This window comes from Snodgrassella gandavensis (assembly GCF_914768025.1).
Classification (GTDB): Bacteria; Pseudomonadota; Gammaproteobacteria; order Burkholderiales; family Neisseriaceae; genus Snodgrassella; species Snodgrassella gandavensis.
Map to the genome: position 1 here is coordinate 85,430 of NZ_CAJZCE010000005.1, position 15,699 is coordinate 101,128.

A 15,699-nucleotide genomic window follows, 5' to 3' on the forward strand; every position below is an offset into this window, starting at 1 on the left:
TCAATAAAGGATAAATTGTGAATCCTGCATTAATTGTGTCGGTGTTTGTGGTAGCCAGTTGCGGGCTGGCCTATGAGTTGATTATGGCGGCACTGGCTAGCTATCTGCTTGGGGATTCGATACTTCAGTTTTCGTCGATCATTGGTGTATATATGTTTGCCATGGGTATTGGCGCTCATCTGACTCGCTATATTCATGACAGAGATGCATTAAGCCGCTTTATTGATATTGAAATTCTGGTGGGCATTGTCGGCGGTATTTCTGCGCTGCTTTTATTTGTGCTGTTTGGTTTTTCCGCTGCTCCGTTTCGTTCGGTACTGTATGGGCTGGTGCTGATTATTGGCATCATCACCGGTATGGAGCTGCCGCTGGTGATGCGAGTGCTCAATTTGCGTGAGGTTGAGTTTAAGGAAGTAGTTAGCCGAGTACTCACCTTTGATTATCTGGGTGCGCTGGCTGTTTCGCTGCTGTTTCCGCTGATTCTGGCACCGAAGCTGGGCATGGCCAGAAGTGCTTTGCTGTTCGGGATTCTGAATACGGTTGTGGCGCTATTAACTGCACGCCTATTTAAGAAAGATTTGCGCCGTTATCGGCACTTGTGCCTGCGTGGCAATATAGTACTGCTTATTCTGCTGCTTTTTTTCTGTTACGCCAATCAGATTACCAACAAGGCTGAAGAGCATTATTTCGGTGACCCAGTGGTGTATAGCACGGCTTCTCCTTATCAGCGGCTGGTAATTACCAAGTGGCATAATGATACCCGCCTGTTTATTAATGGTAATTTGCAGTTTTCTTCGGCGGATGAAGCACGCTATCACGAGGCACTGGTGTTACCAGCGATGGAGCAGAATCCAAAGGCTGCCAATATTCTGATACTGGGCGGCGGTGACGGGCTGGCGGCGCGGGAAGTGCTGAAATATTCACAGGTTAAACAGGTTACGCTGGTTGATCTGGATGCCAGCATGACCAAAGTATTCCGCACGTCGGCACAACTGCGCGAACTCAATCAGAATTCACTCAATCATCCGAAAATGCGCATTATCAATGCCGATGCTGCACAATGGCTGGAACATAATCAGCAAAAATTCGACGTAATTATTATCGATTTTCCTGACCCTGCCAATTTTTCTCTGGGTAAGCTGTATTCTGTACCGATGTACCGTATGGTAGCACGACATTTAAATCCACATGGCAATATTGTGGTGCAATCCACTTCACCCTATTTTGCGCCTAACGCTTTCTGGTGCATTGTCACCACATTGGAAGCGGCCGGACTGAAAACCCTGCCTTATCATGTTTATGTTCCTTCCTTTGGTGAGTGGGGCTATGTGATGGCCAGTCAGGAGGGAGAGTTTCTAATTCCCAATGATTATCGTGTACCAACCCGGTATCTGGATGCCAACAGTACACGCGAAATGTTTAATTTTCCGAAAGACATGCAGCGACGTACGGTTGAAGCCAATCATCTGAATACGCAAAAGCTGGTGGAATACTTTGAAGCAGACTGGCGTGCAGTGATGCGCTAAGGGAGTATTAAGGATGAAAATCAGTCGCCGCCGCTTTCTCGGCCATGCACTCGGTGTCAGCATGGTGGGATTAACCAGCTACGAGGCGTGGCGTTATTTTGTGCCCGGAAAACCGCCAATTAGTGTGGATTTTCCGGGCAAGGCGATTGGCCATGCTATTCGTGATGCACAAGTGCAGCCGCCTGCAAATATCCCCACACGCTACGCCAATACGGTAATTATCGGCAGCGGAGCCGCTGCCTTATCTGCCGCTTGGCAATTATCCAGACAGGGCATGCAGGACTATATCCTGCTTGATGGTGCGGAACGTAATGGCAATAATCGCGGCGAAAGTCAGTTTGGCGTGGATTACCCAACCGGCGCTCATTACCTGCCCCTGCCCTCGCCTGAGTCTGAACACATTCGTGAATTACTAGGCGATTTACAGCTTTACCAGCATGGTGTGTATGATGAGCGTGCCCTGCTGCAAGTGCCCAATGAGCGCTTATTTTATCAGCAGCACTGGCAGAATGAACTGCTGCCACGCCGTGATGCCGACAGTGAGCGCTTTTTTCGCTTTATCCATCAACTCAGCAATCAGAGCGGCGCCGATGGCAAACGCCTGTTTACTATTCCGCTGGATTTGTCCAGTACCGACAGCCACTGGCGCCGGCTGGAACAGATAACATTTGCACACTGGCTGCAACAGCAGGGTTATCATTCACCAACATTATTATGGTATCTGGATTATTGCTGCCGTGATGATTACGGACAGGGTATCAGCCAAGTCTGTGCCTGGGCAGGTTTGCACTACTTCTGTGCACGCGGTAATGAACAAAATGAGCATGGCTCAGTGTTGACATGGCCACATGGTTTGCATGAGCTGTCGCAACGGATACGCACATTCTGCCGCCTGCAACCACTGGAGAGCTGGCCGGAAAGCAGCCAGCCATTTAAGCAACCATATAGTATGAATGCCTTTGTGGCTTCGATTGAAGAACATGCACAGGGTGTGCGCCTGTTAGCCTGTACCGGACAGCAGAAATATTTCTGGCTTGAAGCGCGCCATGCCATCTGTGCCATGCCACTGTATATTGCTGCACATGTGGTTAAAAATATTCAACAGTATGGTTTTAAGCCCGAAAGCCATATGCCGCAGTATGCGCCGTGGATTGTGGCTAATTTCTTGTTACGCGGGATGCCACCAGAAAGCAGGGGCAGCAGGCTGGCATGGGACAATATTCTGTATCAGGGTGCGGGGCTGGGTTATGTAGTGGCCACTCATCAGCAAATCCGGCAAGGGCCACCGGCTTATACATCTTTTACGGCTTATACGGCACTGAATCAGGATACACCGGCCAATGTGCGCCGCTGGATGCTGTCTGCCTCTCCCGAGGAGATTTACCAGTGTGCCGCAGCGGAGCTGGAACAGATTTACGGAGTAGCCTTGCGCCAGCGCATACTACAGGCACGTTTAAGTCTGCGCGGCCACGCCATGGCGGTACCGCAGCCGGGCTATCTGGCCAATCAGGGCTTACAGGCACTGCGTTCTTATACAGGGCGTTTACAGTTTGCTCACAGTGATTTATCCGGTTATTCGATTTTTGAGGAAGCCTGCTACTGGGGCAAGCGTGCAGCAGTACAGATACTGGCACAACAATAATCAATCGCTACTTGGAAAAACAAAACTGCCTGTGGCCATACAGTTGGCAACAGGCAGTTTTATCTGGCCATCAGTTTTTTAGACTTCCAGATAATCCATGATACTTTGTGCCGCATCACGTCCTTCGGCTATGGCGGTAACCACCAGATCTGAACCGCGGGTAATATCACCGCCGGCAAAAATTTTCGGATTGGCGGTTTGCTGTTTATATTCGCCGCCCGTCTGAATGCGGCCACGTTCATCCACGGTTACACCGACAGTGCTTAACCACGGCATGCTGTGCGGAGCAAAACCAAACGCCACAATCACGGCATCGCAGGCAATCACTTCTTCACTGCCGGCAACGATTTCAGCACGTCGGCGCCCTCGTTCATCCGCTGCGCCCATACTGGTTTTCACCACCTGAATACCCGTAACGGCACCTTCTGCATTGGTTACTACGGCCTGCGGCTGCACATTGAATTTAAACTGCACGCCTTCTTCACGCGCATTATTGAATTCTTTTTTGGAACCGGGCATATTAGCGGCATCGCGGCGATAGGCACAGATAACTTCTCTTGCCTGCTGACGCAAAGCTGTACGCACACAATCCATGGCAGTATCACCACCGCCCAGTACCACTACGCGCTTATCGGCCATGGAAACATAATCTTTACTGGCAATATTCAGCAGATTTTCGGTATTGCCAGTCAGATACGGCAAGGCCAGATAGACACCGCTGGCGTCCTCATTCTCAATGCCGGCACGCAGCCCCTGATAAGTACCTACGCCCAAAAATACGGCATCGTACTGTTGTTCTAGCTGTTGCAAGGTGATATCTGTGCCAACATTCACGCCCAGCTTGAATTCAATACCCATATTGGTAAGTACATGGCGCCGGCGCATCATCACTTCTTTTTCCAGCTTGAAAGCCGGAATGCCAAATGTGAGCAGGCCACCAATTTCTGTCGCCCGTTCGTATACTGTAACGTCTACACCGTTGCGAATCAGCACATCGGCGCAGCCCAGTCCTGCCGGGCCGGCACCCACTACGGCCACTTTTTTGCCTACTTTTTCTACTGCGCTGATATCAGGGCGCCAGCCCTGCGCAAAAGCCTGTTCAGTAATGTATTTTTCGATGGCACCAATGGTAACCGCACCAAATTCAGCATTCAGAGTGCAATCACCTTCGCACAGACGATCCTGCGGGCACACTCGTCCGCACACCTCCGGCAGGCTGTTGGTAGTATGCGCCAGTTCCACCGCTTCGATAATTCGCCCTTCATTCGCCAGCCTCAGCCAGTTGGGAATATTATTGTGTAATGGACATTTATTCTGGCAGTACGGATTGCCACAAGCCAGACAGCGGTCGGCCTGCGCAATCGCCTGCGCGGTAGTAAATGGCTGATAGATTTCCGCAAATTCATGCTGACGCACAGTCAGCGGCTCTTTCGGGGGATCGACACGCGGGACATCGATAAACTGGTAAACATTTTCGCGTTGACTCATCTGGTGTTCCTTGCACTATTTCTAATTATTCCTGCATTGTCCGGCGGCCTTACTGGGTAACAGCGCGCAACTCGGTAACGGTACGCGGTTTATGTCCCAGCAGCGCATCTACATCATTGGCTTTCGGTTTAACCAGTACAAAGCGGTTAACATAATTGTCCCATTTGGCCAGAATGCGTTCCCCCAGCGGACTGTGGGTATTTTCCACATGCTCAGCAATCAGGCCACGCAGATTTTCCTGATGCATGGTTAGTGTGCTGATATCCAGCCCTTCCACCAGCTCGGGATTAATGCGCTGCCGGAAACCGCCATCTACATCCAGCACATAGGCAAAACCGCCAGTCATACCGGCACCAAAGTTGATTCCGGTTTTGCCCAGTACACACACCACGCCACCGGTCATATATTCACAGCCATTGTCGCCAATACCTTCCACTACCACCGTGGCTCCGGAATTGCGCACGGCAAAACGTTCACCGGCCTTACCGGAAGCAAACAGTTTGCCACCGGTAGCACCATATAGACAGGTATTGCCAATAATCGTGGTGTCTTCCGGCTGGAATGCTGTACCGCCGTGCGGATGAATCACAATCTTGCCGCCGGCCATTCCTTTGCCCACATAATCGTTGGCATCTCCAGTCAGATACAGATTCACCGTTCCGGCCAGCCATACGCCGAAACTCTGTCCCGCTGTACCATTCAGATATATATCAAAGCGCTGTGGTACATGGCCGCGATTGCCGTAAGCAGCAGCAATCTGGCCGGATAAAGTGGCACCCACCGAGCGGTCGGTATTATTGATGTCATAGCTTAAATCTACATCAGCCCCGCTTTGCACCGCATCCCCAATATCCTGCATGATGGTGCGGTTGAGGCGGCCGCTATCAAATGGTGGATTGGTCTGGGTACAGTAGCGCGAGCTGCCATCTGGTACTTTCGGTGAATACAGCAACTTGCTTAAATCCAGCGTGCTTTGTTTCGGCGTAATGCCGGATATGACTTCCAGCAGCTCGGTACGGCCGATTAAATCGGTTAACTGGGTTACCCCAAGCTGTGCCATGATTTCACGCACATCCTGTGCAATGAATTTAAAATAATTCATCGCTTTTTCCGGTAAACCATGGAAATGTTCTTGGCGCAGGGTATCATCCTGAGTGGCCACGCCGGTAGCACAGTTATTCAGGTGACAGATGCGCAGATAACGGCAGCCCAGCGCAATCATCGGCCCGGTACCGAAGCCAAAGCTTTCTGCGCCCAGAATCGCTGCTTTAACAATATCCAGACCGGTTTTGAGGCCGCCATCCACTTGCAGACGCACTTTGTGGCGCAGATTATTTTCCACCAGCGCCTGCTGGGCTTCGGCCAGCCCCAGCTCCCACGGGCTGCCAGCATATTTCACGCTGGTAATCGGACTGGCGCCCGTGCCACCATCATAACCGGATATGGTAATCAGATCGGCATAAGCTTTGGCTACGCCTGTAGCAATAGTACCAACACCCGGTAAAGACACCAGCTTTACTGAAATCTGTGCCCGCGGATTAATCTGTTTTAAATCAAAAATCAGTTGTGCTAAATCTTCAATCGAATAAATATCATGATGCGGTGGTGGCGAAATCAGGGTAGAACCGGGCACCGCAAAGCGCAGTTGCGCGATATACGGGGTAACCTTGTCTCCCGGTAACTGGCCACCTTCACCCGGTTTGGCACCCTGCGCCACTTTAATCTGAATAACATCAGCACTCATCAGATAGGCTGGTGTTACTCCGAAACGGCCGGAAGCCACCTGCTTAATCCGCGATACCCGTTCGGTACCATAACGGCGCGGATCTTCGCCGCCCTCACCGGAATTAGAAAAGCCGCCCAGCCGGTTCATCGCTGTGGCCAGTGCCTCATGTGCTTCCGGGCTTAATGCTCCTATCGACATGGCCGCACTGTCAAAGCGCTTATACAGATTCTCCGCCGCTTCTACCTGTTCCAGTGCTACCGGTGTGGCGGTTTCGGTTTTCAGATGCAGCAAATCGCGCAGCATAGAGGGAGGCCGCTTATTTACAGCATCGGCATAGCGGCGATAGTGGGCATAATCGCCACTGTTGACGGCTGCCTGCAAAGTATTTACCACTTCGGGGTTATAGGCGTGAAATTCACCCTGTGGCTTGTATTTCAGATAACCGCCGATTTCCAGCCCTCGGCTTTTCTGCCAGGCGCGTTTATGAAACCAGCGCAGTTCTGCGTCTAGCTGGGCAAAAGTTGCTCCCTCAATGCGGTTAAGCATATTTTTAAAGCACAGCTCCATCACCTCATGATGAAAGCCGATTGCTTCAAACAGACAGGCACAACGATAGGAAGAAATAGTCGAGATGCCCATTTTAGAGATAATTTTATACAAACCCTTATTGATGGCATTGCGGAAATTTATCATTACCTGCCGTAGTGGTTTGGTAATCGCGCCAATGCTCACCATTCTGGCCAGACTCTCATAGGCCAGATAAGGATACACTGCCGTAGCACCCAAACCTATCAATACAGCAAAATGGTGCGGATTACGTGCTGAAGCGGTTTCAACAATAATATTTGCATCACAGCGCAGATTGGTTTCCACCAGTCGCTGCTGAATCGCGCCAACACTGAGAACAGCCGGAATCGGCATGGCATCACGACTGACATTACGGTCTGAAATCACCAGCAGCACAGCCCCGTTTCTGACTGCGGCCACGGCCTCATCACACAGGCGCACCAGTGCCTCTTTCAGGCTGGTTTCATTCGGGTTATACACTGCATCCAGATGATGATGCTGATAGTATTCGGCTGATAATTGCAGCAACTGCTGCATATCGGAGTACAAGAGTACCGGCGATTTAAAATTCACCCGGTGTGACATTCCCTCAGCTTCAAAAAACACACTCATTTCGCGCCCGATACAGGTATTCAGGCTCATCACATGTTTTTCACGCAAGGGGTCTATCGGTGGATTGGTTACTTGGGCAAAATACTGGCGAAAATAATCAAACAACAGCCGAGGCCGCTGCGACAACACCGCAAACGGCGTATCGTCTCCCATCGAGCCTACCGCTTCCTGACCATTTTCGCCCAGCACCCGCACCACACTTTCCAGTTCTTCCAAGTCATAGCCGAACAGCTTCTGGTACACCAACAGTCTGTCTGCTGAAAAGCTGGATTCGCCTACTTCTTCATCTGGCAGTTTCTCAAATGGAACCAGTGATAGAACATTTCTGTCCAGCCACTCCTTATACGGATGGCGCGTTTTCAGTTCGGTGTTGATGTCAGCCGATTGCATCAGCCTACCCTCACGCGTATCGATCACCAACAGTTCACCCGGGCCAACACGGCCTTTCTCTACTACTTCATCCGGCGCGTAATCCCAGATACCCACTTCCGATGCAATGGTAATCAGCTTGTCCTGAGTAATCACATAGCGAGCCGGCCGCAGGCCGTTACGGTCGAGCGTACAGGCTGCATAGCGGCCATCGCTGAGCACAATACCCGCCGGACCATCCCACGGTTCCATGTGCATGGAATTAAAATCATAAAAGGCGCGCAAATCCTCATCCATGTCCGGATTGTGTTGCCAAGCCGGCGGCACCAATAAGCGCATGGCACGAAACAAATCCATACCACCATTCACAAACAGCTCCAGCATATTGTCTAGTGAGCTGGAATCCGAACCGGTTTCATTCACAAATGGTGCCGCCGTCTGCAAATCCGGAATCAGCGGAGTGTGATATTTATATGAGCGCGCCTTTGCCCAAGCCCGATTACCGGAAATGGTATTGATCTCACCATTATGCGCCAGATAACGGAATGGTTGCGCTAGCTGCCAGCGCGGCAGTGTATTGGTAGAAAAACGCTGGTGAAACAGACAAATCGCACTTTGCATGCGTAAATCAGCCAGATCAGGATAAAACCGCGGTAAATCCTTGGGCATGCACAGCCCTTTATAAATCATTACCTGATTAGACAGGCTGCAAATATAAAAATCACGGTGATTAATGCGCTTTTCAATACGCCGGCGGGTCATAAACAGCCGCCGTTCCAAATCCCGCGGCAGCCAGCCAGCGGGCGCATTGATAAATACCTGCTCAATATGCGGCATATCTGCCAGTGCAATGGCACCGAGCATTTTCGGATTGGTGGGTACAGGCCGCCACAATGAAATATTCAGCGTTTCACGTGTCAGCTCTTCCTCAATAATGGCCTTATATTCCTGTGTCAATGCTTCATCGCGCGGAAAGAAAATCATCCCCACGGCAAAATTCTTTGCCAGCGTAATGCCAGCTTCCTCCGCTACCGCCTGAAAGAATTTTTTCGGCATTTGCAGCAACAGGCCACAGCCATCACCCGTTTTGCCATCAGACAGAATCGCCCCACGATGCTGCATGCGTGACAGCCCCAATATTGCGGTACGCACCACCTTGTGGCTGGGTTCGCCTTCAATATTGGCAATTAATCCAAAACCGCAGTTTTCTTTTACCAGAGAGTGGTCGTATAAGCTGGACATCAGGAAACCTCGCTTGCTGCACTAACTGCAAAGCACAAATTAATTAGTCAAGATAACAAACATACAAAAATTTACCTATATGCGTCAAAAACTTTTTTGTCTAGTACAGTAAAAAAATCTCTATAATTTTATTGATTTTTAGTTTAAATCACTACAGTTATCCGGATTTGGGCATATTAAAACGGCATTAAGCTGAAAATATGCCATATTTCACTAAATTACACATTTATGGCAATAAGGCTTTAAAAGCCAAAAAAAAATTGCAGAAGGTACAAATAACGCCATCAGCAAGCTATTTAAATGAGAATAATAATCAATTAATATTTTAATTCAATAATATAACTCTACATTTAAAATAAATTTAAGCCCGACTATAAGTGCAAAAATAAGCTGCATTCTGCGTCACTTTTAATCTGAAAGATTGTCCGGCTGTAATTTGCAAAGTTTCGCCATCCTTAAAATCATGCCAGTCATTACATTGTGGAAGCAAAACTAACAGTACGCCGGAAATTTTTATAGTTTTCAGCTCCTGTGTCAGAAAAGTATATTCGCCGGGCTACATCACCGCCACGGTTACCGGTGATGTTATCGTTTTCAAGCTAATAAAAATTGCCTGCCCGTCAAAATACTTCTTTATGTGTATTATCCGGTTACGATACTTTTCTTATACTGCCCATTAATAAACAGGGAGATGCAAGCATCTCCCTGTTACAATTTTATTCGCTGACCACACCAGCGTGTTCTGCCTGAACATCAGCATGATAGCTGGAGCGTACCATTGCCCCGATTGCCCCGTGCTTAAAGCCCATCTCATAAGCACGTTTTTCAAATACCTTAAACTGTTCCGGCGTGACATAGCGCAATACCGGCAAATGGCTGTTACTGGGTTGCAAATACTGACCAATGGTAATCATTTCCACATCATGGGCGCGTAAATCCTGCATCACTTCCAGAATTTCCTCATCACGCTCACCCAACCCTACCATCAGACCAGATTTCGTCGCCACCTCCGGCCGTAACGCCTTATACTGTTTCAGCAACTTCAGCGAATGCTGATAATCCGCACCGGGTCGCGCCTGTTTATACAGTCGCGGAGCCGTTTCCAGATTGTGATTGAGGACATCCGGCGGTGTTTGTGCCAGAATATCCAGCGCCGTATCCAGACGCCCGCGAAAATCTGGTACCAGCACCTCAATCTGGGTATGCGGGCTGGACTCGCGAATGGCACTAATGCAATCTGCAAAATGCTGTGCCCCGCCATCGCGCAAGTCATCACGGTCTACCGAAGTAATTACCACATAGCGCAGATTCATCGCTTTCACCGAAGCGGCCAGATGTTTCGGTTCCTGCGGGTCAAGCGGATTGGGGCGACCATGTCCCACGTCACAAAACGGACAGCGGCGGGTACAGATATCACCCATAATCATAAACGTTGCCGTGCCCTTGCTGAAGCACTCACCTATATTCGGACAACTGGCTTCCTCACATACGGTATGCAGCTTCTGTTCACGAACAATATTTTTAATCTCAAAAAATTTTTGACTGCTGGGTAGCCGCGCCCGAATCCATTCCGGTTTTTTCAGTTTTTCTTCCAGCGGCACAACCTTAATCGGAATACGCGCAGTTTTTTCTGCACCCTTATGTTTTACCCCTTGGCTGTTATCTTGATTCATAGTACCACTTTCTGTGTAGATGGCCGCTCAGGCGGCGGTGCATTCAATTGCAAAGTCAGGTAGCTGGTTAAACGTTTGGCAACTTCAGCCAGCGCAGGACAAGGCTCTACCAGATCAGCAATCTGAGTCATGTGTAATCCGGCATAGCCACACGGATTGATATGTGTAAACGGGGTCAGGTTCATATTCACATTCAGCGCCAGCCCGTGATATACCGCACCCTGTTTGATACGCAGCCCCAGAGAAGCGATTTTGCGGCCGTTTACATAAACACCGGGGCGTTTCGGGTCATTCTCTGCCACAATGCCGTAATCGGCCAGCGTAGCAATAATACTGTTTTCCAGCCGGCTCACCAGCTCCCGTACGGTAATATGGCGTCGCTTAAAATCAATCAGCGTATACACCACCAGTTGTCCCGGGCCGTGATAAGTTACCTGCCCGCCACGGTCAATCTGCACCACTTCAATTTCATCATGCACCAGAATATGCTCCGGCTTGCCGGCCATCCCCTGTGTAAACACCGGCGGATGTTCTACAACCCATAATTCATCTTCCGTTTCAGCTGTGCGATTCGCCGTAAAATCCTGCATCGCCGCAAAAACCGGCTGATAAGCGCGCAAGCCCAGCTGAACCACCTTCATAGCACAACCTTCACCATGGGATGGCTACTTAAAGCACGATAAATATTGTCCAGCTGCTCCTGACTTTCCGCGCGGATAACCACCGTTGCACTAATATAATTACCCTTACTGCTCGGGCGGGTATTGATATCTGCTGCTGCCGTTGCCGGCGCATGCTGCTGTACTACATCCAATACCGTGGCCGCAAACTCAGGATGCTGCGCACCCATTACCTTAATCGGGAAATCCAGCGGAAATTCAATAATACTGGTTTTCAGATTATCACTCATATCTATACCTTTCCTGTGTGCACACGTTTGTACCATTTAAATCCCATGCAAAACAGGCTTATTCACGTAAAAAATTTTAATCCAAAGCTAACAGCGGTAATAAATTTATGCTAAGCAACAGCTTTCTGCGCTAAATAAGTCTGTAAACCCCGTTCACGCAGCACACAGCTCGGGCACTCACCACAACCGCCCTCCACCCCGTTATAACAGGTGTGCGTATGCTCGCGCACATAGTCCAGATAACCCAGCTCATCAGCCAGCGCCCAAGTCTGCGCTTTGTCCAGATACATCAGCGGCGTAATCAGCCTGAATTCATAATCCATCGCCAGATTCAGCGTTACATTCATCGACTGCACAAACACATTTCGGCAATCCGGATAACCGGAAAAATCGGTTTCACACACGCCGGCAATTACATTATGAATCCCCTGCCCCTTGGCAAAAATCGCCGCATATAATAAAAACAGCGCATTGCGCCCATCAACAAAGGTATTCGGCAGACCCTCAGCCGGCGCCTCAATCGCCTGCTGTTCATCCATCAGCGCATTATGGGTAATGCTTTGCAACAGCGATAAATCCATCACCGTTTGCGCCACACCTAAGTCCTGCGCTATCCAGCGCGCCTTTTGCAGTTCAATCGCGTGACGCTGGCCATACTGAAAAGTAATCGTCTGTACATTCTCGCGTCCGTAAGTCGCAATAGCCTGCAACAGGCAGGTAGTCGAATCCTGACCGCCGGAAAAAATCACCAGCGCTTGAGCATGTTGTTCCATTATTCAGATTCCTTAGTTTTGATTTCAGAAGCGGCCGAAAAACCCATTTTCCAACCGTCTGACGTGGGAAGTTTGCGAACCACGCAGTCACTTATTATAAAACATTTGCTCTCCCATACTGACAGTCTGACCACGAAAGCGTGTAAAAGAGGTAAAATAATCGGCTTTACTGCTTAAAATTCAAGTATTCAAACATGTTGGTATTGGGAATCGAATCATCCTGTGACGAAACCGGCGTAGCCCTCTACGACAGCACGCACGGACTACTGGCGCATCAACTGCATACACAAATTGCCATGCATGCCGAATATGGCGGCGTCGTACCCGAGCTGGCCAGCCGCGACCATATCCGTCGTCTCACCCCGCTTACTAATGCCTGCCTGCAACAGGCCGGCAAAACCTACCACGACATCGATGCCATTGCCTATACACAGGGGCCGGGTCTGGGCGGAGCCTTGCTGGCTGGCGCCAGCTTTGCTAACGCACTGGCGTTTGCGCTCAACAAACCCATCATTCCAGTACACCACCTTGAAGGTCACATGTTATCGCCGCTGCTTAGCGAAGAAAAACCGGCCTTTCCCTTTGTCGCCCTGCTGGTTTCTGGCGGCCATACCCAATTCATGGCGGTAAAAGGCATCGGCGACTATACTCTGCTGGGCGAAAGCATTGATGATGCCGCCGGAGAAGCATTTGATAAAACCGCCAAACTGCTCGGCCTGCCCTATCCGGGTGGCGCAAAACTGTCCGAGCTGGCCAAACTGGGGCAACCGGGTAGCCTGCATTTTCCGCGTCCGATGCTGCATTCACACGACCTGAATATGAGCTTTTCCGGCCTGAAAACCGCCGTACTCACCGCCGTAAACAAAATCCGCACAGAAACCGGTTGCGGCACAGAGCTGCCCGAACAAATCCGCAATAACATCTGCCGCGAATTTCAGGATGCCGTAGTAGACGTACTCACCAGCAAAGCCAAACAGGCACTAAAACAAACTGGCTATCAGCAGCTAGTGGTTGCCGGCGGCGTGGGCGCCAACTGGCAGTTGCGTCAGAGCCTGAGCAGCCTGCCCAAAGTGCGTACATTCTTTCCACCAATGGCCTACTGTACTGATAATGGCGCCATGATTGCCTTTGCCGGCGCCATGCATCTGGCCAGTGCCCAGCCGGCTGCCGGTTTCAACGTCAAACCACGCTGGCCGTTAAGCCAGATTGTCCAGTAACGCCTACCCCCCGATAGCACTATTCCATCACACTGATTCATATGATCGAAATCAAAAACCTCAGCTTACAGCGTGGCAGCAAACAGCTTCTGCACAACGCCAGCCTGACCATCTATCCCGGCCAGCGCATTGGCCTGATTGGCAAAAACGGTACGGGTAAATCCAGCCTGTTTGCCCTGCTAGAAGGTAAAATCAGCCACGACAGCGGAGACATCCGCTTGCCTAAACATTGGCAGCTGGCGACCGTCAAACAGGAAACACCGGCACTGAACACCCCTGCGCTGGAATACGTCTTACAGGGCGATGGCGAATTACAGGAGCTACAACAGCTACTGCAACAGGCAGAAGCCTGCAACGATGGCCTCAAACAAGCAGAATATCATGCACGGCTGGACGAAATCGGTGCCTACAGCGCTCCGGCTCGTGCTGCCAAACTGCTCAACGGCCTTGGCTTTTCACAGCATGAACAGCAGCAGCCGGTAAAATCATTCAGTGGTGGCTGGCGTATGCGCCTGAATCTGGCACAGGCCTTGATGTGTCGTACCGATTTACTCCTGCTGGACGAACCCACTAACCATCTGGATCTGGAAACCGTGCTGTGGCTGGAACAGCATCTGGCCAGTCTGAACACTACCCAGATCATCATCTCGCACGACCGCGACTTTCTCAACGCCACCACCACCCAAACAGTTGAACTGGCACAGCAGCAACTTACGCTCTATGGTGGCAACTATGATTTTTACCAGCAGGAACGTGCACAGCGGCTGGCACAGCAACAGGCCGCCTATCTCAAACAGCAGGCACATATCCAGCACCTGCAATCCTTTATCGACCGCTTCAAGGCCAAGGCCACCAAAGCAGTACAGGCACAAAGCCGCATCAAGGCACTGGCACGGCTCGAACGCATTGCACCTGCACACTTGGACAGCGAATTCTCCTTTGAATTTGCTCAGCCCGACCACCTGCCCAATCCCCTGCTGAAACTGGAACACATCAACCTTGGCTATGGCGACAAAACCGTTCTGCACAATATCGACCTGTCGGTAGAATCTGGTGTCCGCTATGGCCTGCTGGGCGTAAATGGCAGTGGTAAATCCACTCTTATCAAAGCCATATCCGGCAGCCTGCAACCGATAAGCGGCCAGATTGTACGCGCCGAAAAGCTCAAAATCGGCTACTTTGCCCAACACCAGCTCGAAACCCTGCGTGCTGACCAGAACCCGATCTGGCACATTCAGCAACTGTCACCCGAAGTACGCGAACAGGAAATCCGCAACTTTCTTGGCAGCTTTGCCTTTATCGGCGATATGGCCTTACAGCCAATAGCTCCCTTTTCCGGTGGTGAAAAAGCACGTCTGGCACTGGCCATGATTGTGTGGCAGAAGCCCAATCTGTTACTACTGGACGAACCGACCAACCATCTTGATCTCGACATGCGCCATGCCCTGACACTGGCTCTGCAAAGCTTTCAGGGCGCACTGATAGTCGTATCCCACGACCGCAGCCTGCTCGAATCCACCACCGATGCCCTGATTTACCTCGAGCAGGGCGAACTCAAACATTTCGATGGCGACCTGAGCAACTACCGCCAGTGGCGTTTAACTCAGCAACAGCACAACGGTGAACAGCCACAGAACCCCAGCGATAGCCTTAATCGCAAAGAACAGAAACGCATCGAAGCTCAACAGCGACAAGAACGCGCCCGTCTGGCCAAACCTTTACTGAAAAACATCGAACAAGCCGAGCGCGACATGGAAAACTGGCAACAGCAGCAGCAACAATGCGAAGCATTTCTTGCCAGCGAACAGGCCTACCTTGACGAAAACCGGGAAAAATTACAACAAATCATTACCCAATTGGCCGAGCTCAAAGTAAAATTAACCCAAACTGAAGAAAAATGGCTTGAATGGCAACAACAAGTAGAAGAAATCAACCTGAACACGTGAATTAATGA

The 15,699-nt window shown here is 50.4% G+C and carries 10 protein-coding genes and 1 pseudogene; 4 read left to right on the forward strand and 7 right to left on the reverse strand.

Annotated features, from left to right (window positions below; genetic code table 11):
- Positions 1–17: 17 nt before the first annotated feature.
- Positions 18–1,526 (forward strand): polyamine aminopropyltransferase, encoded by a 1,509-nt coding sequence (locus MJ764_RS05745; protein ID WP_239325433.1) that lies wholly within the window; start codon positions 18–20, stop codon positions 1,524–1,526.
- Between the two features lie 13 nt (positions 1,527–1,539).
- Entirely contained in the window at positions 1,540–3,168 is a 1,629-nt protein-coding gene (locus MJ764_RS05750) for an FAD-dependent oxidoreductase (protein ID WP_239325435.1), read from the forward strand.
- Positions 3,169–3,246: 78 nt separating this feature from the next.
- On the opposite strand, the gene MJ764_RS05755 is transcribed toward MJ764_RS05750, so the two are convergent.
- The 7 genes and pseudogenes from MJ764_RS05755 to queC all read right to left on the reverse strand — a co-directional run bounded on the left by MJ764_RS05755 (position 3,247) and on the right by queC (position 12,528).
- Positions 3,247–4,656 (reverse strand): FAD-dependent oxidoreductase, encoded by a 1,410-nt coding sequence (locus MJ764_RS05755; RefSeq protein WP_239325437.1) that lies wholly within the window; start codon positions 4,654–4,656, stop codon positions 3,247–3,249.
- A gap of 49 nt (positions 4,657–4,705) precedes the next feature.
- Complete coding sequence (gene gltB / locus MJ764_RS05760) at positions 4,706–9,172, reverse strand: glutamate synthase large subunit (RefSeq protein WP_239325439.1); 4,467 nt, start codon at positions 9,170–9,172, stop codon at positions 4,706–4,708.
- 361 nt (positions 9,173–9,533) lie between these two features.
- Positions 9,534–9,716 (reverse strand): annotated as a pseudogene (locus MJ764_RS11625) (pyrimidine/purine nucleoside phosphorylase); the annotation flags it as partial.
- 172 nt (positions 9,717–9,888) lie between these two features.
- Positions 9,889–10,845 (reverse strand): lipoyl synthase, encoded by a 957-nt coding sequence (gene lipA / locus MJ764_RS05765; protein ID WP_239325441.1) that lies wholly within the window; start codon positions 10,843–10,845, stop codon positions 9,889–9,891.
- Positions 10,842–11,486, reverse strand: a complete 645-nt coding sequence (gene lipB, locus MJ764_RS05770; protein WP_239325443.1) for a lipoyl(octanoyl) transferase LipB — start codon at positions 11,484–11,486, stop codon at positions 10,842–10,844. Before lipB ends, lipA begins: the two co-directional genes overlap by 4 nt.
- Positions 11,483–11,755 carry an HP0495 family protein gene (locus MJ764_RS05775; protein WP_420853929.1) on the reverse strand — a complete coding sequence of 91 codons (273 nt, stop codon included), beginning with the start codon at positions 11,753–11,755 and terminating at the stop codon, positions 11,483–11,485. Before MJ764_RS05775 ends, lipB begins: the two co-directional genes overlap by 4 nt.
- A 110-nt stretch (positions 11,756–11,865) precedes the next feature.
- Entirely contained in the window at positions 11,866–12,528 is a 663-nt protein-coding gene (gene queC, locus MJ764_RS05780) for a 7-cyano-7-deazaguanine synthase QueC (RefSeq protein ID WP_239325445.1), read from the reverse strand.
- A gap of 194 nt (positions 12,529–12,722) precedes the next feature.
- On the opposite strand from queC, the gene tsaD reads away from it, so the two are divergent.
- Together tsaD and MJ764_RS05790 are read left to right on the forward strand one after the other, a co-directional pair.
- The gene (gene tsaD, locus MJ764_RS05785) at positions 12,723–13,745 is read left to right on the forward strand and encodes a tRNA (adenosine(37)-N6)-threonylcarbamoyltransferase complex transferase subunit TsaD (RefSeq protein ID WP_100090710.1); all 1,023 of its coding nucleotides are present in this window, start codon (positions 12,723–12,725) and stop codon (positions 13,743–13,745) included.
- Between the two features lie 41 nt (positions 13,746–13,786).
- Positions 13,787–15,691: an ATP-binding cassette domain-containing protein gene (locus tag MJ764_RS05790; RefSeq protein ID WP_239325447.1), complete on the forward strand. Its 1,905-nt coding sequence runs from the start codon at positions 13,787–13,789 to the stop codon at positions 15,689–15,691.
- The last annotated feature ends 8 nt before the right edge of the window (positions 15,692–15,699 follow it).

Bases quoted from the DNA above. Each gene is read 5' to 3' on its own strand.
- MJ764_RS05755 (WP_239325437.1), bottom strand. From the start codon at position 4,656: ATGAGTCAACGCGAAAATGTTTACCAGTTTATCGATGTCCCGCGTGTC.
- tsaD (WP_100090710.1), top strand. From the start codon at position 12,723: ATGTTGGTATTGGGAATCGAATCATCCTGTGACGAAACCGGCGTAGCC.
- lipB (WP_239325443.1), bottom strand. From the start codon at position 11,486: ATGAAGGTGGTTCAGCTGGGCTTGCGCGCTTATCAGCCGGTTTTTGCG.
- gltB (WP_239325439.1), bottom strand. From the start codon at position 9,172: ATGTCCAGCTTATACGACCACTCTCTGGTAAAAGAAAACTGCGGTTTT.
- MJ764_RS05775 (WP_420853929.1), bottom strand. From the start codon at position 11,755: ATGAGTGATAATCTGAAAACCAGTATTATTGAATTTCCGCTGGATTTC.
- MJ764_RS05750 (WP_239325435.1), top strand. From the start codon at position 1,540: ATGAAAATCAGTCGCCGCCGCTTTCTCGGCCATGCACTCGGTGTCAGC.
- MJ764_RS05790 (WP_239325447.1), top strand. From the start codon at position 13,787: ATGATCGAAATCAAAAACCTCAGCTTACAGCGTGGCAGCAAACAGCTT.
- queC (WP_239325445.1), bottom strand. From the start codon at position 12,528: ATGGAACAACATGCTCAAGCGCTGGTGATTTTTTCCGGCGGTCAGGAT.
- lipA (WP_239325441.1), bottom strand. From the start codon at position 10,845: ATGAATCAAGATAACAGCCAAGGGGTAAAACATAAGGGTGCAGAAAAA.